Origin of the sequence: Azospirillum halopraeferens DSM 3675 (assembly GCF_000429625.1) — a bacterium.
In the GTDB taxonomy this organism is placed as follows: domain Bacteria; phylum Pseudomonadota; class Alphaproteobacteria; order Azospirillales; family Azospirillaceae; genus Azospirillum; species Azospirillum halopraeferens.
Window position 1 is genome coordinate 73,367 of sequence record NZ_AUCF01000021.1, and the last position, 16,898, is coordinate 90,264.

Sequence of the window (16,898 nt, forward strand, 5' to 3'; positions counted from 1 at the left end):
CCCGCCTCACCGCAGCTTCAGGGTGGAAAGGCCGATCAGCGCCAGGATGGAGGCGATGATCCAGAAGCGGATGACGACGGTGGGCTCGGCCCAGCCCTTCTTCTCGAAGTGATGGTGCAGCGGCGCCATGCGGAACACCCGCTTGCCCGTCAGCTTGAACGAGGCGACCTGGACGATCACCGACACCGTTTCCAGCACGAACAGGCCGCCGATGATGGCCAGCACGATCTCGTGCTTGGTCACCACCGCGATGGTGCCCAGCGCCCCGCCCAGCGACAGCGACCCGGTGTCGCCCATGAACACCATGGCCGGCGGGGCGTTGAACCACAGGAAGCCCAGACCGGCGCCGATCAGGGCACCGCAGAACACCGTCAGCTCGCCGGCCCCCGGCACGTGGTGGATCTGCAGGTAGTTGGCGAAGATGGCGTTGCCGGTGAGGTAGGCGATCAGGCCGAAGCAGCCGGCGGCGATCATGGTGGGCACGATGGCCAGCCCGTCCAGCCCGTCGGTCAGGTTGACCGCGTTGGCGGCGCCGACGATGACGAAGGCGCCCACGCCGAGGAAGAACCAGCCGAGGTTCAGCACGAAGTCCTTGACGAAGGGGATGGCGAGGCCGTTGGACAGGGCCGGCTCGGCCACCAGCATGCAGGCCAGCGTCGCCGCCAGGGCGATGGCGACCTCCGCCCCCAGCCGCTTGCGGCCCGACAGGCCCTTGGTGTTGCGCTTGGTCAGCTTCAGGTAGTCGTCGCCGAAGCCGATCAGGCCGTAGGCGACGGTGACCATCAGCACGATCCAGGTGTAGGCGTTGGTCAGGTCCATCCACAGCAGCGTGCTGAGGCACATGGCGATGAGGATCATCAGCCCGCCCATGGTGGGCGTGCCCTTCTTCTTCAGGTGCGTCTCCGGCCCGTCGGCGCGGATGGGCTGGCCCTCGCCCTGCTTGCTCTTCAGCCAGGCGATCAGGCGGGGGAAGAAGACGAAGCTGATGACCAGCGCCGTCAGCACCGCGCCACCCGTCCGGAACGTCAGGTACCGGAACAGGTTGAACGGGGTGAACACGTCGGCCAGGGGGAAGAGGAGGTTGTAGAGCATGGCCCCGCCCCTCACGCCTGCCGCGGGCGGCGGCGGGCCGCGCCGGGGGAACGGGTACGCAAGGTCGGCTCGGACACGGTCATGCTCCACACTCCGCTGCGGCGGCCCGCGCTTCGGCGGCGTCGTCGAACGGCCGCACCTCGGTGCCGATGGTCTGTCCCTGTTCGTGTCCCTTGCCGGCGATCACCAGCACGTCGCCGGGTTGCAGCCCGGCGACCGCGGTGCGGATGGCCGTGCGGCGGTCGCCGATCTCCTCGGCGGCGGGGCAGCCGGCCATCACCTCCCGGCGGATGGCGGCCGGCACCTCGGTGCGCGGGTTGTCGTCGGTGACGATGGCGCGGTCGGCCAGGCGGCCGGCCAGTTCGCCCATGACAGGGCGCTTGCCGCGGTCGCGGTCGCCGCCGCAGCCGAACACGACGACCAGGCGGCCCGCCGCGTGCGGCCGCAGCGCGGTCAGCACCGTCTCCAGCGCGTCGGGCGTGTGGGCGTAATCGACGAACACCGGTGCTCCGTTGGGATGGGTGGCGACGTGTTGCAGACGGCCCGGCACGCCTTCCAGCGACACCAGCGCCCGCACCGCCGACGGCGCGTCACCCCCCGTGCCGATCACGAGGCCGAGCGCGCACATCGCGTTCCACGCCTGGAAGCGGCCGACGAGCGGAAGGTCGACGACCGCCTCCTCCCCCAGCACGGTGAGGGAGAGGCGCTGTCCGTGCGGCAGGGGTTCCACCGACCGGACCGTCAGCTCGCGGCCGGCGAACCCATAGCCCAGAACGCGGTGGTCGCGCCTGGTACAAATCGCGGAAAGGCCATCGAATTCCGGAATGTCAGCGTTCAGCACGGCACAGCCGCCGGGTGCCAGCACGCGGTCGAACAGCGCCGCCTTGGCGGCGAAATACGCCTCCATGGTGCCGTGGTAGTCGAGATGGTCGCGCGTCAGGTTGGTGAAGCCGGCGGCGGCAAGACGCACCCCGTCCAGCCGGTACTGGTCCAGGCCGTGGCTCGACGCCTCCATGGCCAGCCGGTCGATGCCGGCGTCGGCCAGGTCCGCCAGCACCGCGTGCAGGGTGACCGGGTCGGGGGTGGTCATGGCGCCGTAGCGCTCCATCCCCGGCGCCGCCACGCCCAGGGTGCCCAGGCTGGCCGCCCGGTGGCCCAGCGCCGACCAGATCCGGCGGGCGAAGGTGACGGTGGAGGTCTTGCCGTTGGTCCCCGTGACGGCGGCCACCGCATCGGGCTGCCGGCCGTGGAAGGCGGCGGCGGCGCGGGCGAAGGCGAGCCGCGGCTCACGGTCGGTCACCAGCACCGCCGCCCCGGAGCCTTCGGGCAGCACGGTCCCCTCGGGCGCCAGCACCGCCGCGGCGCCGCGGGCCAGCGCGTCGGCGATGAAGGCGCGACCGTCCGCCCGGCTGCCGGGCAGCGCGGCGAACAGGCAGCCGGGAACGACCGCGCGGCTGTCGGCGGTCAGGCCCGTCACCTCGATGTCGCGGCCCGCCGCCTCAGTTCGGGCGGCCGGCAGAAGCTGGGACAGACGCAACGTTGTTGTCCTTGGGCAGGGGAAGGGTGGTGGTGCCGTTGGGGTTGATGTGGACAGCCTGGACGACGCGCGGCGACGTCTCGTCGACGGGCCGGACGCCGAGCAGGGGACCGATCTGGCGGATGATGCGGCCGGCCGCCGGGGCGGCGACCCAGCCGCCGGTGGCATAGCCGTAGGTGCGCGCCGTCGCCTTCGGCTCGTCCACCATGACGAACACGATGTACTGCGGGTCGTACATCGGGAACGCGCCGAGGAACGAGGAGAGGCGGGCGTTGGTCGAGTAGGAGCGGCCCTTCTGCTTGTCCGCGGTGCCGGTCTTGCCGCCGACGATGTAACCGGTGACATCGGCCGACTTCGCCGTGCCCTCGGTCACCACGAGGCGGAGCAGGCGGCGCATGACCGCGGAGGTCTTCTCGGAGATCACCCGCTCGCCGGGGATCTCCGCGCCCTCCGGGCGCTTGATGATGGTCGGCTTGTGCAGGACGCCGCCGTTGATCATCGAGGCCGCCGCCGCCACCGTGTGCATCGGGCTGACCGACATGCCGTGCCCGAAGCTGATGGTCATGGCGTTGACTTCGCGCCACGGGTTGGGGATCAGGGGCCAGCCCATTTCCGGCAGCTCCAGGGGAACCGGGCGGAAGAACCCGACCTTCTGCATGAACGCCTGCTGCGCGGGAATCCCCGCCGTCAGGGCCATGCGCACCGATCCGATGTTGGAGGAATGCTGGAAAATCTCCGGCACGGTCATCCAGCGGTGCTTGCCGTGGAAGTCGGAAATGGTGAAGCGCCCGACCTGGATGCCGCGGGTGGCGTCGAAGCTGTCGGTGAGGCGTACCTTGCCGCTGTCCAGCGCCATCGCCGAATTGAAGATCTTGAAGGTGGAGCCCATCTCGTAGACCCCCAGCGTGTTCCGGTTGAACAGCGTGTCGGGGTCCAGCCCGTCCGGCTTGTGCGGGTCGAAGTCGGGCAGCGACACCATCGCCAGGACCTCGCCGTTGCGCACGTCGAAGATCATGCCGGCCGCGCCGATGGCGCGGAATTCCTCCACCGCCGCCGCCAGCTCCTTCTTCAGGATGTGCTGCAGGCGCAGGTCGAGGGAGAGCTGAAGGGGCTGCGACTGGTTGCGCAGGTGCTTGTCGAAGCTGCGTTCGACGCCGGCCAGCCCGGTGTTGTCGACGCCGGTGAAGCCGACCACGTGCGAGGCGAGGTTGCCGGCCGGGTAGAAGCGGCGCTCCTCACGCTCGAAATAGATGCCGGGAATGCCCTGGCGGTGCACCAGGTACTGCTGGCGGGGTGCCATGTTGCGGCGGATCCAGACGAACCGCTTGTCGCTGGACAGCTTCTGCACCAGGTCGGCGTAGTCGAGTTCGGGCAGCACCGCGATCAGCTTGCGCGCCGCTTCGCGCGGGTCGATGACCAGCTTGGGATCGGCGTACAGCGAGGCGGTGGCGAGCGACGTCGCCAGCAGGTTGCCGTTGCGGTCGACGATGTCGGCGCGGCCGACCGGCAGGGAGCCGGCCTCCGCCGCCTTCGTCTGACGGGGTTCCGCCCCCTCGCGCAGCAGCGTGGCGTCGACGAGTCGCACACCGATGGTGGTGAAGGCCAGCGCGATCACCGCGGCGGTCACCATCAGGCGGTTGCGTGCCTGCTCCAGCGCCACGGACAGGGCGCTGCGCGGCCGGCTGGCCGGCGGCGCCCGGAAGGTGTGGGCAAGCGATTCGTAGACGTCCCGGCGGCCGTCGAGGGGGGTGTCGGTCATTGGCCGTTGACTCCCAGGCGGGCGATCATCACGCCGATGGAATCGTTGGGTGCCGGGGCGACCGGCCGCACCCCGGCCGGCGGCGTCAGCGTCTTCGGCGCCGCGGCGGGGACCACCGCCGGCGCGGGCGCCGGCCTGACCGGGGCGGCGGCGGGCGCCGGCTTGGTGACGGGGCGCGGGGCGGGGGCGGCGGTCTTCACGACCGCCGGTTCGACCCGGGCGGGGGCATCGGCGTTGCGGGCCGGTTCGGTCCGCACCGTCGCCGGAGCGGCGTTGGCGAGCACCGGGGCGGACGCCCGCGCCGCGGCCGGCACGACGGCGGCGGTTGCCGCAGCGGGCTGACCGGCGGCGGGGGCCATCGCCTGGACGGTCGCCCGGTAGCCCGGCGGCACCTGGCCGGTCGCCGCGGCAGGGAGGACGGTGGCCGGAGCGGCCTGCGGCGCGCGGGCCGGCAGGGCGTCCAGCGACGCGACGAACTGGCGCGCGTCGGTGGGGCCCAGGTTCAGATGGGTGCGCGCCAGCGTCTCCAGCCGCACCGGATCATTGAGGAAGCTCCATTCCGCCTTCAGAACCTGGATCGCCTCCTGCTCCTGGACGATCCGTCGGTTCAGGGCGGCCAGCCGTTCCTCCAGCGCCTGCGCCTCGTAGCTGGTCTGGAACAGGACACCGCCCGCGACGGCGGCAAGGCCGAGCCAGAACAGCGCGGTCTTGTACTTCATGCGGCCTCCTTGCCGGGCGCCGGAAAGGCCGGCGCCGGTGTGCGTTCGGCCGCGCGCAGCCGGGAGGACCGCGCGCGGGGATTGGTCGACAGTTCCGCAGGGCCGGGCGTGACCGGCTTGCGATGGAGCAGGCGGAACGAGGGTTCGTAGGGCACGGCCACGGCGGCCGGTGCGTGGCGTGACGGGGACGGCGGCGGCGACGACCGTTCCTTGAGGAACGCCTTGACCTCGCGGTCCTCCAGGGAATGGAACGACACCACGGCCAGCCGGCCGCCGGGTTTCAGCATCCGCTCCGCGGCGGCGAGACCGCGGCGGACCTCGCCCAGCTCGTCGTTCACGTGGATGCGCAGGCCCTGGAAGGTGCGGGTGGCCGGGTCGATGCCGTCGCGCCCCTTCGGCACCACCGACCGGACCACCTCGGCCAGCCGGCCGGTGCGGTCGATGGGGGCTTCGGCGCGGGCGGCGACGATGGCGCGGGCGACCCGGCGGGCCATCCGCTCCTCGCCATAGTGATAGATGATGTCGGCCAGGTCCTGTTCCGAGGCGGTGTTGACCACGTCGGCGGCGGTCGGCCCATGGCGTCCCATGCGCATGTCCAGCGGACCGTCGGATCGGAAGGAGAAGCCGCGCTCCGGCTCGTCGAGCTGGGGCGAGGAAACGCCGAGGTCGAGGGCGACGCCATCCACCGATTCGACACCTTCGCCGGCCAGCAGCCGGTCCATGGCGCCGAAGCAGCCTTCCACCACCCGCAGGCGCCCGCCGGTCTCCGGCTCCAGCGCGCGGGCGCGGTCGATGGCGGCGGGGTCGCGGTCGATGCCCCAGACGCGGCAATCGGCTGCGGCGAGGATGGCGCGGCTGTAGCCGCCGGCGCCGAAGGTGCCGTCCACATAGACGCCACCGTCGCGCGGGGCCAGGGCTGCCAGCACCTCCGCCAGCAGGACGGGCGTGTGGGGTGAGGAGGGGGCCGCGGTCATGCGCCCTCCTTGCGGGCGGCGGAGCCGCGCTGCGCCTTGGCGACGATCTGGCTGAGCGAGATGTCCTTGCGCACGACCTGATCGCGCAGGGCGTCCTCGTGGGCCTTGAGCGCCGTCGGCTCCCACATCTGGAACGTCTTGCGGCGGCCGATGAAGGCCGCCTCTTCGGTGATGCCGGCGAATTCGGCAAGGTCCTTCGGCAGGACGATGCGGCCCTCGTTGTCCACCTGCAGGGGAATCAGCTTGCCGAAGATGAAGGTCTCGATCATCTCGCGCTCATCAGGATCCAGGTCGGGCGATTCGAGGCTGTCGCTGAGCACGTCCAGATAATCCTGGTCCGCCCCTTCCAGGGCCCGGTGGTTCAGGGACGGCCAGAGGTAGATCATGCCGGGCGCCGACGACTTGGCAAGCGACGCCCTGAACTGCGCCGGAACCGAGCAGCGGCCTTTCCTGTCAACCTTGTTGACGTATGTGGACAGGAACACGGCCATTCGGCTCTTACGACCCCCTGACTATCTCTTGCGTCTGCCCCGGGCTGCCGCCCGCTCCCCACCGAAAACCACCCAGGAATGCCCCGATCAATGGGATGAGGACCCTCCGTTTGGGATGACGTGGGATAGCATGGGTCGACGCGGAACGTCAACGGCCCGCTAGTATTCAACCCATACTGTCAAGAGTTTTCGCAAGCAGTGTGGCTGGGGTGCAAGCAGGGGGGGCGAATCGGAAAATTACCTCAAGTTTTCCTCATTACTAACAGCCTGTGGATAAATCAGACCTAGTGGGTTCGGCGAATGTTCTCATTCAGTGCGTGATGGAAACAGTCAAGCAGAATTGTTGACCTGCGAATCAGCATTCCGATGCATGCGGCCAAGAGGCGCGGAATCCGTGGGGATTCCATGGGATGGCATGGGATCTCGCGCCACAGATATCCACAGCGGTGGATGAAACTGGGGAAAAGCGCCAGACGGCCTGTAAGCCGGGTTCTGTCCCCGGGGCCTAAGCCTTCGGGTGATGGTCATTCATCTGGGACGCCCGTTACCGGACGCCTCGCGCGACCAACCCGGGCAGCAGCGCGGAAACGCGCCTGACCCCATACCGACCCATGGCGGACCATGGTTCGGCGGGCCGTGCCGCCCCTATTCGGTCTTGCTCCCGGTGGGGTTTACCGTGCCGCTCCCGTTGCCGGCAGCGCGGTGCGCTCTTACCGCACCCTTTCACCCTTACCGCTGCCCGGTTGGACGACGGCGGTTTGCTTTCTGTGGCACTTTCCCTGGGGTCGCCCCCGCCGGCCGTTAGCCGGCACCGTGTTTCCGTGGAGCCCGGACTTTCCTCCCCCGGACGCTTGCGCGCCGAAGGCGACCATCCGGCCGTCTGGCAGGCGCCTATGTAAGGGGTTGCCCGTCGGGACGCAATGGCCGATTCGCGGCGGGTGCGGCGGTCGGGCCGCGCCGGGGCACTCTATATAATAGGTGAGCGTGGCCGGCTCAGCTCGGATCGGCCGCGTCCTCGCCAAGGTCGACGTTGGCGTAGACCTCGGCCAGGGGAACCGCCTGCCCGATGGCGGGCAGGGTGAGGAGCGACTCGGGCTCCGTCAGCAGGTCGGTCTGCCAGCGCTCGCCATCGAGGCGGCGGTGGACCTTGCAGTAGAGCGTTTCCGCGTCGATCAGGACGATCTCCCGCACGCTGGCGATGGAGCGGTAGACCGGCAGCTTGACCTTGCGGTCGTGGACGGCGGTCGAGTTACCGACCACCACCTGATGCGCGCCCGACGCCGGAACCATGGCGACCGGCACCCCGTCGATCAGTTCGTACCGGGTGTCGGTTCCGTCGTCCCGGACCGGTTCCTGACCGCTGCGTTCAAACGCCACGCAGGCTTCGGCCCTGTCGGGCCGCGGCCGCCGTCGCGGTCGATACCGGGTTCGGACGTCAAGACGTACCGAACCCGGAAACAATACAGCGGGTGCCGGCCGCCGTCTCTAGCGGCCCATGGCACGGACGAGCGCGCGCAGCAGCGCCACGGTCTCCGAGTCGGCGACCCCCGTCAGGGCCGCCGGCCGATAGCGGCGCTGGACGGCGAGCAGGACCCGCGGAGCGGCGGCGTCGTAGCCGGCACGGGTCAGCAGGGCGGCGACCTCCGCGGCGTCGAACGGCCCCTGATCCTCCCGGGACGGCATGGGCCAGAGGCCGATTCCGGCACGTGCGAGGCGCGGCCAGTCGAACAGTTCCCCCGGATCCTCCTTGCGGTCGGGGGCGACGTCGCTGTGGGCGACCACATCGGCGGCGGATATCCCATGGCGTCCCATGACGGCCCGGCACAGACCTTCCACCGCGTCCATCTGCGCGGCCGGGAAGGGGCGGTAGCCGAATTCGTGTCCGGGGTTGACGATCTCGATCCCGATGGAGCGGCCGTTGACGTCGCCCGCCCCGCGCCAGGTGCTGACACCGGCGTGCCAGGCGCGGCGGTCCTCCGGCACATGGGCGTAGACGGTGCCGTCCTCGTCCACCGTGTAATGGGCGCTGACCCCCGAGGCGGGGTCGCACAGGCGGGCCAGCGCCGCCGCTGCCGTGGGCATGCCGGTGTAGTGGAGGACCAGCAGCTCGACCGGCATCCCCACCGGCCGCGGCCCGTGGTTGGGGGAAGGGCGGGGGACGATGGTCGGGCTCACGTCGGGTCCCTTCACGTCGGATTCGTCGCCTTCTCGTTCACCGTGCGCGGTCGCCGGAAGATGATGACGCCGACGCCGGCGATCACCAGGGCGCCGCCGATCAGCAGCGGCAGTGTCACCGGCTCTCCCAGGACCACCACGCCGGAGATGACGCCGAACACCGGTACCAGCATGAGGTATGGCATGGTCTGATTGACCGGATAGATGCGCGCCAGACGATACCACAGTCCATAGGCGGCCAGTGTCGACCCGAGAATGATAAAGGCCAGCGACGCCCAGGCCAGGGCCGGCGCCTCGACCGTGGAACGGACCTGTCCGGTTTCCGTCAGCAGCGACAGGATCAGCACCTGCGGTGCTGCGAACAGGGCCATCCAGCCGTTCAGCGTGAAACCGTCCAGCTCACCGATCCGCTTGACCTGGATGTTGGAGACGGCGAAGGCGAAGCTGGCGATGACGATCAGCGCGATGAAGTGCAGGTTGCCCTGCATCCGCGGCGCCCCGGCGATGACGGCGATGCCGGCGAACGCCACCACCATCCCCAGGAACCGCCGCCAGCCCAGCACATCCTTGTAGATCAGCGCCGCCAGCACGGACGAGAAGGGGACCTGAAGCTGGACCACCAGCGCCGCGGTGGCGGCATCCACCCCGCGCACGCCGATGAACATCAGCGGGAAGTGCAGGCCGCCCAGCAGCACCGACAGGATGGCGATGCCCATCACCTTGCCGCGCGGGATCGGCACGAACGGCACCACCAGCGCCGCCACCACCGCAAACCGCAGGAACAGGAGGAACATCGGATCGAAGGTCTGGAGCGCGGTCTTGGCGGCAACGAAATTGAACCCCCAGCAGGCCATCACCAGCAGGGCGAGCAGGGAATCGCGCAGGCTCATCCGCGGCCGCCTTCCAGTTCCTCACGCAGGGATTCCAGTTCGAGCCAGCGCTCCTCGGCGGCCGCGAGTTCGGCCTGCCGGGCGTGCAGGGATTCGCCCGCCCGCGTGAAGGCCGCGGGGTCGCGGGTGAACAGGTCGGGGTCGGCCAGCATCCCTTCCAGGCGCCCGATCTCCGCCGCCAGGCGGTCCAGGCGCGCCGGCAGTTCGTCCAGTTCCCGCTGGTCCTTGTAGGACAGCTTGCCCCGCGCTTTCGGCGCGGTGACGGCAGCCGGCGCGGCCGGCTTCGCCTTCGGTGCGGCTGCGGGGGCGGGGGTGTCGCGCGGCGGGCGCTGGAGCAGGTAATCGGAATAGCCGCCGGCATACTCGGCGGCGCTGCCGTCGCCTTCCAGCGCGATGGTCGAGGTGACGAGCCGGTCGAGGAAATCGCGGTCGTGGCTGACCAGCAGCAGCGTGCCCTGATAGTCGCCCAGCACCTCTTCCAGAAGGTCCAGCGTGTCCATGTCCAGGTCGTTGGTCGGCTCGTCCAGGATCATCAGGTTGGACGGGCGGGCGAACAGCCGGGCCAGAATCAGCCGGTTGCGTTCACCGCCCGACAGAGCCTTGACGGGGCTGTCGAGCTGCCGGGTGTCGAACAGGAAGTCCTTCATATAGCCGGCGACGTGGCGCGACTCGCCGTTGACCACCACCCGGTCGCCGCCGTAGGGGCACAGCACGTGGCGCACCGTGTCCTCGGGGTCGAGCGTGGCGCGGCGCTGGTCGAAATAGGCGATCTCCAGGCTGGTGCCCAGACGGATCACGCCGCTGTCGGGTTCCATCTGCCCGGTCAGCATCTTCAGCAGCGTCGACTTGCCGGCACCGTTGGGGCCGATGACGCCGATGCGGTCGCCGCGCAGGATGCGGGTGGAGAAGTCGCGGACGATGGGGCGCGGTCCGTCGGGGGTGTCGAAGGTCTTGGCGATGCGCTCCGCCTCGATGACCAGCCGGCCGCCGCGCTCCGCTTCCGAGATGGCCAGCTTGGCCTGCTGGCCGCCCTTGATGCGCTCGGCCCGGTCGGTGCGGAGTTGCAGCAGGGCGCGCACGCGGCCCATGTTGCGGGTGCGCCGGGCCGAGATGCCCTCGCGCAGCCACTTCATCTCGCCTTCGATCTTGCGGTCCAGCTTGTGGGACGCCGCCTCGTCGGCGGCGAACACCTCGGCCTGCCACTCCTCGAACCGGGCGAACGGCTTGTCGCTGACCCGCAGGCCGCCGCGGTCCAGCCACAGGGTGCGGCGGGCCAGGTGATTGAGGAAGGCGCGATCGTGGCTGATCAGCAGCAGGCCGCCGCGGAACGCCTGCAGTTCGCTCTCCAGCCACTCGATGGTGGGAAGATCCAGGTGGTTGGTCGGCTCGTCCAGCAGCATCACGTCGGGGTTGCCCACCAGCGTGCGCGCCAGCGCCGCCCGTCGCGCTTCGCCCCCCGACAGGGAGGCCGGGGCCAGCCCGCCGTCGATCTGCAACCGGTCGAGCACGGCGTCGACCCGGTGCGCCTCGTCCCGCTCGGTCTCCGGCAGGCCGGCGGCGACGTAGTCGTGGACGGATGCGAAGCCGGTGAAGTCCGGCTCCTGCGGCAGGTAGGCGATGCGGGCGCCCGGCTGGACGAACCGCTCACCGCCGTCGGCGGCGACCATGCCGGCCAGCACCTTCATCAGCGTCGATTTGCCCGACCCGTTGCGGCCCACCAGGCACGCCTTGTCGCCGCGCCCGACGGCGACGTCGACGCCTTCGAACAGCGGCCGGCCGCCGAAGGTGACGGATGCTCCTTGCAACGCGACGATGGGGGCGGGAGGGGCCATGGGAACACGCCGGGGCTGCGGTGCGGGGAGGGGAGGCGCGCCGTTATAGCGCGCCCGCCCCGGCGCCCGCGACCCCCAAGATGCGCATAGCCGCCGTCAGGCGGGGGCGCGATCCCGGACCGCCACCCCCTCTTTGCGGATCTGATCATAGGCGGCGTTGATGGCGGCCATGCGCTCGTTCGCCTGGGCGATGAACTCCTCCGGCAGGCCGTGGGCGATCAGGAGGTCGGGGTGATGCTCCCGGACCAGGCGGTGGTAGGCGGCGCGCACCGTCGCCTCGTCGGCGCCGCGGGGCACGCCCAGTGCCGTGTAGGGGTCCACGTTGGTCTGGCCGCAGCACAGGCAGTGCTCCGACACGATGCGGTCGAACTCGGGCGCCGGGAAGCCGAAGATGCCGGCCACCGTGCCGAGGAACGTCATCTCCGCGTCGCACACCGTGCCGTCGGCCTCGGCGATGCGCAGCAGGCTCTCCAGCAACTCTTCCAGGACGGGATCGCCGGGCTCGAACAGGGCGGCGATCTGGCGGGCGTAGACCTCGTACCCCGCGGCATCGCGGCGGGCCTGATCGAAGACGCGGCCGACGTTCTTCATCTCGTCGGCCGGAATGTCGAACAGGCGTTTGAAGGTCTCCACCTCCACCCGCTTCACCATGCCGTCGACCTTGGCCATCTTCGCCGACAGCACCACCACGCCGATGGTGAAGACGATGGAACGGGTGGGATCGTTCGCCTCCCCCGCCTCACCGGCGCGCAGCCGGTCCACGGCGTGCCCGGCCGCGGTGCCCAGCAGCGCACCCAGCGGACCGCCGATCGCGAGGCCCGCCGCCCCGCCCAGGATCTTGCCCCAGATGCTCATGGTTCCTCATCCCGTGCCCTGCCGTGCCCGGAGGTGGCCTGCTGCCTGTTGCGCATCTGCCACGCCCGGCGGACTTCATCATTGCCGCCGAACGTTCCTACCCCGGGACGTGTTAATGTTGCAATGCAACATCGACGGCTCTCTCTCCCGAGCTGCCGTCGGATGGTGACGCCCGGCGCAACGGGTGTCCATACGGGGAAACGTCCTGCGACGCGTGCCATTCCACGAACGACACGGGTTCAGGGCCATGCCGGTACTACGCAAACTGTTTCCCGCGGAATGGGACCGCTACGAGCGGCACCTTCTGCGTCTCGACCCCCACAGCCGCCTCATGCGCTTTGCGGGGAACACATCCGACGCGGCCATCACGCAGCGCTGCCGCACCCTCGACCACGGCCGCACGGTGATCGTGGGCTGTTTCGTGCAGGGCGAACTGCGCGGTGCGGTGGAGATCGCCGTCGACCGCACCCTGTGGCCGCGGGACGCCGAACTGGCGTTCAGCCTGGAAGCGCCGTTCCAGGGGCTGGGTCTGGGCGCCGTCCTGATGGAGCGGGCGCTGACCATCGTCCGCAACCGCCGCATCCGGCGCATCCACATGCTGTGTCTGCACGAAAACCGGCGCATGCGCGCCCTGGTCCGCCGTTTCGGCGGGGCGCTGACGTTCGATGGCGGGGAACTGCTGGCGGTCTTCGACCTGCCGCCGCCCAACCACCTGTCGCTGGCGGTGGAGGCCATGGAGGACGGCGCCGGCGCTGTCGGCGCCTGGCTGTCCGCGATTGCGCCGACCGAGCGCTTCGCCGCGTGACCGCCGTACGCCGCGCGCGTTGCGCGAGCGGGTTGACCCGGGCCGCCGGATCGTCACACTGCGCGACGACGATCACAGGGGGACCGGGGCATGGACGGCGGCGGCACGGCGCAGGGGCAAGGGCAGGGGCAGGGGCGCTGGCAGTTCTGGATCGACCGCGGCGGCACCTTCACCGACGTGGTGGCGCGGCGCCCGGACGGCGCGGTGGTGACCCACAAGCTGCTCTCGGAAAATCCGGAGCGCTACCGCGACGCCGCCATCCAGGGCATCCGTGACCTGCTGGGCCTGCAACCGGGCGAGCCGATCCCGGCGGACCGGGTCGAGGCGGTCCGGATGGGCACCACCGTGGCCACCAACGCACTGCTGGAGCGCAAGGGCGACCGCACCCTGCTGCTGATCACCGAGGGGTTTGCCGACCAGCTCCGCATCGGCTACCAGGCGCGGCCGCACATCTTCGCCCGCCGCATCGTGCTGCCCGAACTGCTCTATGAACGGGTGGTCGAGGTGCCGGAGCGGCTGCGCGCCGACGGCGCCGTGCTGCGGCCGCTCGACCTGCGCACCGTCCGCCTGGGGCTGGAGCAGGCGTATGCCGACGGCATCCGCTCCTGCGCGGTGGTGCTGATGCACGGCTACCGCTTCCCCGACCACGAGCGGCAGGTGGCGGCCCTGGCCCGCGCCGTCGGCTTCACCCGGGTCTCGACCGGGCACGAGACCAGCCCGCTGATGAAGATCGTCGGGCGCGGTGACACCACGGTGGTCGACGCCTACCTCTCGCCCATCCTGCGCCGCTATGTGGAGCAGGTGGCGGCGGAGCTGAACGGCGTGCCGCTGATGTTCATGCAGTCCAACGGCGGGCTGACCGACGCCCGCCGTTTCCAGGGCAAGGACGCCATCGTCTCCGGCCCGGCCGGCGGCGTCGTCGGTGCCGTGCGCACGGCCGGGATGGGTGGCTTCGACCGGGTCATCGGCTTCGACATGGGCGGCACCTCCACCGACGTCTCCCATTTCGCGGGGGAGTACGAGCGCACCTTCGAAACGGTGGTGGCCGGCGTGCGCATGCGCGCGCCGATGATGAACATCCACACCGTGGCGGCCGGCGGCGGCTCCATCTGCACCTTCGACGGCGCCCGCTTCCGGGTCGGGCCGGAGAGCGCCGGAGCCAACCCCGGCCCGGCCTGCTACCGCCGCGGCGGGCCGCTCACGGTGACCGACTGCAACGTCATGGTCGGCAAGCTCAACCCCGACTTCTTCCCGCACGTCTTCGGTCCCGACGCCAACCAGCCGCTCGACGCCGCGGTGGTGCGCGCGGCGTTCGCCGACCTGGCGGCCGAGGTGTCGGCGAAGACCGGCCGGACCATGACGCCCGAGGCGGTGGCCGAGGGGTTCCTGACCGTCGCCGTGGACAACATGGCGAACGCCATCAAGAAGATCTCGGTCCAGCGCGGCTACGACGTCACCCGCTACACCCTCAACTGCTTCGGCGGCGCCGGCGGCCAGCACGCCTGCCTGGTGGCCGACGCGCTGGGCATGCGCACGGTGTTCATCCATCCTCACGCGGGCGTGCTGTCGGCGTACGGCATCGGGCTGGCCGACATGGTGGCCATGCGCGAGAAGGCGGTCGAGGCGCGGCTGGGCGACGAGGTCATGGCCGGCCTTGCCAAGGCGCTGGACCGGCTGGCCGAGGAGGGACGGGCGGAGCTGCTGCGCCAGGGCGTGGAGGAGGCGCGCATCACCGTCCTGCGCAAGGCCCACCTGAAGGTGGAGGGGTCTGACACCGCCCTGACGGTCGACTTCGCCGGGCGCGAGGCCATGGAGGAGGCGTTCGCGGCGGCGCACCGGCGGCGCTACGGCTTCGTCATGGAAGGCAAGCCGCTGGTGGTGGAAGCCGTGTCGGTGGAGGCGGTCGGCCGCACCGACACCGCCGACGACCCCGACAGCCCCGTTGCCCCCACCGGCGCCCTGCCGCGCCGGCTGGCGACGCTGCGCCTGTGGTCGGGGGGCAAGTCCCACGACGCGCCGGTCTACGACCGCGACGCGCTGGTCCCCGGCAACCGGGTGGTCGGCCCCGCCATCCTGAAGGAGCGCATCGCCACCACGGTGGTCGAGCCCGGCTGGATGGCCGAGGTGACGCGCAAGGGGCACCTGGTGCTCACCCGCATCGAGGCGCCGGCGGCCCGCACCGCCGTCGGCACCGCCGCCGACCCGGTGATGCTGGAGGTGTTCAACAACCTGTTCATGTCCGTCGCCGAACAGATGGGCTTCACCCTGGAGAAGACCGCCCATTCGGTGAACATCAAGGAGCGGCTGGACTTCTCCTGCGCGCTGTTCGACGCGTCGGGCGGGCTGATCGCCAACGCGCCGCACATGCCGGTTCATCTCGGTTCCATGGGCGAGAGCGTGCGCGCGGTGATCGCGGCGCGCGCCGATACCATGAAACCGGGCGACGTCTACATGCTGAACGACCCCTACCGCGGCGGCACCCACCTGCCGGACATCACCGTGGTCACCCCCGTCTTCGACGACGCGGGGCGCGAGGTGCTGTTCCACGTGGCCAGCCGCGGCCACCACGCCGACGTGGGCGGCGTCACCCCCGGCTCCATGCCCCCCGACAGCCGCACCATCGCGGAGGAGGGCGTGCTGATCGACAGCGTCCCCCTGGTGGAGGGCGGCGCCTTCCGTGAGGAGGCGGTGGTGGAGCTGCTGACCGCCGGCCCCCATCCCGTGCGCAACGTGCAGCAGAACCTGGGCGACCTGAAGGCGCAGATCGCCGCCAACGAGAAGGGCGTGCGGGAGCTGCGGCGCATGGTCGCCCAATTCGGGCTGGACACGGTGCGCGCCTACATGCGCCACGTCCAGGACAACGCCGAGGAGCAGGTGCGGCGCGTCATCGACGTGCTGAAGGACGGCCATTTCGTGCAGGAGATGGACAACGGCGCGGTCATCCGCGTCACCATCGCCATCGACCGCCGCAACCGGTCGGCCAGCATCGACTTCACCGGCACCAGCCCGCAGCAGGACAGCAACTTCAACGCCCCCTCGGCGGTGTGCCGGGCGGCGGTGCTGTACGTGTTCCGCACGCTGGTGGACGACGACATCCCCATGAACGAGGGCTGCCTGAAGCCCCTGACCATCCGCATCCCCGAGGGCTCCATGCTCGCCCCGCGCCATCCCGCCGCGGTGGTGGCGGGCAACGTGGAGACCAGCCAGTGCATCACCGACGCCCTCTACGGCGCGCTGGGGGTGATGGCGGCGGCCCAGGGGACCATGAACAACCTGACCTTCGGCAACGAGCGGTACCAGTATTACGAGACGATCTGCGGCGGCTCCGGCGCCGGCCCCGGCTTCGCCGGCACCGATGCGGTGCACACGCACATGACCAATTCCCGCCTCACCGACCCGGAGGTGCTGGAATGGCGCTTCCCCGTGCTGGTGGAGGCGTTCCGCATCCGCGCCGGGTCCGGCGGAGCCGGGCGCTGGCGGGGCGGTGACGGCGTGGTGCGACGGCTGCGCTTCCTGGAGCCGATGACCGCGGCCATCCTGGCCAACCACCGCCGCGTTCCCCCCTTCGGGCTGGCCGGCGGCGGGCCGGGGGCGGTGGGGCGCACGCGGGTGCACCGCGCCGACGGCCGCGTCGAGGAGCTGGGCTCCACCGACCGCGCGGCCATGGCGGCCGGCGACGCACTGGTGGTGGAAACGCCGGGCGGCGGCGGCTACGGGTCTGTCGACGGGTGACGGAGGGGCTGACGGGCGGTTATACCAACGGCACCTG

General features: G+C 70.7%; 13 protein-coding genes and 1 other RNA gene. 2 read left to right on the forward strand and 12 right to left on the reverse strand.

All coding sequences use genetic code 11. The features are described 5' to 3' along the window. Positions 1-6: 6 nt before the first annotated feature. From mraY to G472_RS0118695, 12 genes are all read right to left on the reverse strand, one after another. The gene (gene mraY, locus G472_RS0118645; protein ID WP_029009584.1) at positions 7-1,092 is read right to left on the reverse strand and encodes a phospho-N-acetylmuramoyl-pentapeptide-transferase; all 1,086 of its coding nucleotides are present in this window, start codon (positions 1,090-1,092) and stop codon (positions 7-9) included. 79 nt (positions 1,093-1,171) lie between these two features. Continuing rightward, positions 1,172-2,629, reverse strand: a complete 1,458-nt coding sequence (locus G472_RS38925) for a UDP-N-acetylmuramoyl-L-alanyl-D-glutamate--2,6-diaminopimelate ligase (protein ID WP_029009585.1) — start codon at positions 2,627-2,629, stop codon at positions 1,172-1,174. Beyond that, positions 2,592-4,388 carry a peptidoglycan D,D-transpeptidase FtsI family protein gene (locus G472_RS40260; protein ID WP_051341006.1) on the reverse strand — a complete coding sequence of 599 codons (1,797 nt, stop codon included), beginning with the start codon at positions 4,386-4,388 and terminating at the stop codon, positions 2,592-2,594. The genes G472_RS38925 and G472_RS40260 overlap by 38 nt, the downstream gene beginning before the upstream one ends. After that, positions 4,385-5,107: a cell division protein FtsL gene (ftsL, locus tag G472_RS37400; RefSeq protein ID WP_051341007.1), complete on the reverse strand. Its 723-nt coding sequence runs from the start codon at positions 5,105-5,107 to the stop codon at positions 4,385-4,387. The genes G472_RS40260 and ftsL overlap by 4 nt, the downstream gene beginning before the upstream one ends. Continuing rightward, positions 5,104-6,081 (reverse strand): 16S rRNA (cytosine(1402)-N(4))-methyltransferase RsmH, encoded by a 978-nt coding sequence (gene rsmH / locus G472_RS0118665; protein ID WP_029009586.1) that lies wholly within the window; start codon positions 6,079-6,081, stop codon positions 5,104-5,106. Before rsmH ends, ftsL begins: the two co-directional genes overlap by 4 nt. Next, complete coding sequence (locus G472_RS0118670) at positions 6,078-6,572, reverse strand: division/cell wall cluster transcriptional repressor MraZ (protein ID WP_029009587.1); 495 nt, start codon at positions 6,570-6,572, stop codon at positions 6,078-6,080. Before G472_RS0118670 ends, rsmH begins: the two co-directional genes overlap by 4 nt. Before the next feature lie 465 nt (positions 6,573-7,037). Further along, positions 7,038-7,456: RNase P RNA component class A (gene rnpB, locus G472_RS37405), an RNA gene on the reverse strand. A gap of 109 nt (positions 7,457-7,565) precedes the next feature. Continuing rightward, positions 7,566-7,949, reverse strand: a complete 384-nt coding sequence (locus tag G472_RS0118675) for a Uma2 family endonuclease (RefSeq protein WP_029009588.1) — start codon at positions 7,947-7,949, stop codon at positions 7,566-7,568. Positions 7,950-8,057: 108 nt separating this feature from the next. Continuing rightward, positions 8,058-8,690, reverse strand: a complete 633-nt coding sequence (locus tag G472_RS0118680; protein WP_084536759.1) for an N-acetylmuramoyl-L-alanine amidase — start codon at positions 8,688-8,690, stop codon at positions 8,058-8,060. Positions 8,691-8,758: 68 nt separating this feature from the next. Next, a complete protein-coding gene (locus G472_RS0118685) occupies positions 8,759-9,637 on the reverse strand; it encodes a DMT family transporter (protein ID WP_029009590.1) in 879 nt (292 codons plus the stop codon). Continuing rightward, positions 9,634-11,469: an ATP-binding cassette domain-containing protein gene (locus G472_RS0118690; RefSeq protein ID WP_029009591.1), complete on the reverse strand. Its 1,836-nt coding sequence runs from the start codon at positions 11,467-11,469 to the stop codon at positions 9,634-9,636. The genes G472_RS0118685 and G472_RS0118690 overlap by 4 nt, the downstream gene beginning before the upstream one ends. 96 nt (positions 11,470-11,565) lie before the next feature. Then, positions 11,566-12,324, reverse strand: coding sequence for a TerB family tellurite resistance protein (locus G472_RS0118695; RefSeq protein WP_029009592.1), 759 nt, complete (start codon positions 12,322-12,324; stop codon positions 11,566-11,568). Positions 12,325-12,571: 247 nt separating this feature from the next. Here G472_RS0118695 and G472_RS34205 point away from each other — a divergent pair, with 247 nt between their 5' ends. Next, on the forward strand, positions 12,572-13,129 hold the full coding sequence (locus G472_RS34205) for a GNAT family N-acetyltransferase (RefSeq protein ID WP_035692996.1): 558 nt from the start codon (positions 12,572-12,574) through the stop codon (positions 13,127-13,129). Positions 13,130-13,219: 90 nt separating this feature from the next. Further along, positions 13,220-16,861: a hydantoinase B/oxoprolinase family protein gene (locus G472_RS0118705; RefSeq protein ID WP_051341009.1), complete on the forward strand. Its 3,642-nt coding sequence runs from the start codon at positions 13,220-13,222 to the stop codon at positions 16,859-16,861. Positions 16,862-16,898: the final 37 nt, after the last annotated feature.

Excerpts from the sequence above, each read along its gene's own strand:
- rsmH (WP_029009586.1), bottom strand. The coding sequence starts at position 6,081 with ATGACCGCGGCCCCCTCCTCACCCCACACGCCCGTCCTGCTGGCGGAG.
- G472_RS0118685 (WP_029009590.1), bottom strand. The coding sequence starts at position 9,637 with ATGAGCCTGCGCGATTCCCTGCTCGCCCTGCTGGTGATGGCCTGCTGG.
- mraY (WP_029009584.1), bottom strand. The coding sequence starts at position 1,092 with ATGCTCTACAACCTCCTCTTCCCCCTGGCCGACGTGTTCACCCCGTTC.
- G472_RS0118690 (WP_029009591.1), bottom strand. The coding sequence starts at position 11,469 with ATGGCCCCTCCCGCCCCCATCGTCGCGTTGCAAGGAGCATCCGTCACC.
- G472_RS34205 (WP_035692996.1), top strand. The coding sequence starts at position 12,572 with ATGCCGGTACTACGCAAACTGTTTCCCGCGGAATGGGACCGCTACGAG.
- G472_RS0118695 (WP_029009592.1), bottom strand. The coding sequence starts at position 12,324 with ATGAGCATCTGGGGCAAGATCCTGGGCGGGGCGGCGGGCCTCGCGATC.
- ftsL (WP_051341007.1), bottom strand. The coding sequence starts at position 5,107 with ATGAAGTACAAGACCGCGCTGTTCTGGCTCGGCCTTGCCGCCGTCGCG.
- G472_RS0118680 (WP_084536759.1), bottom strand. The coding sequence starts at position 8,690 with ATGCCGGTCGAGCTGCTGGTCCTCCACTACACCGGCATGCCCACGGCA.
- G472_RS0118670 (WP_029009587.1), bottom strand. The coding sequence starts at position 6,572 with ATGGCCGTGTTCCTGTCCACATACGTCAACAAGGTTGACAGGAAAGGC.
- G472_RS40260 (WP_051341006.1), bottom strand. The coding sequence starts at position 4,388 with ATGACCGACACCCCCCTCGACGGCCGCCGGGACGTCTACGAATCGCTT.
- G472_RS0118705 (WP_051341009.1), top strand. The coding sequence starts at position 13,220 with ATGGACGGCGGCGGCACGGCGCAGGGGCAAGGGCAGGGGCAGGGGCGC.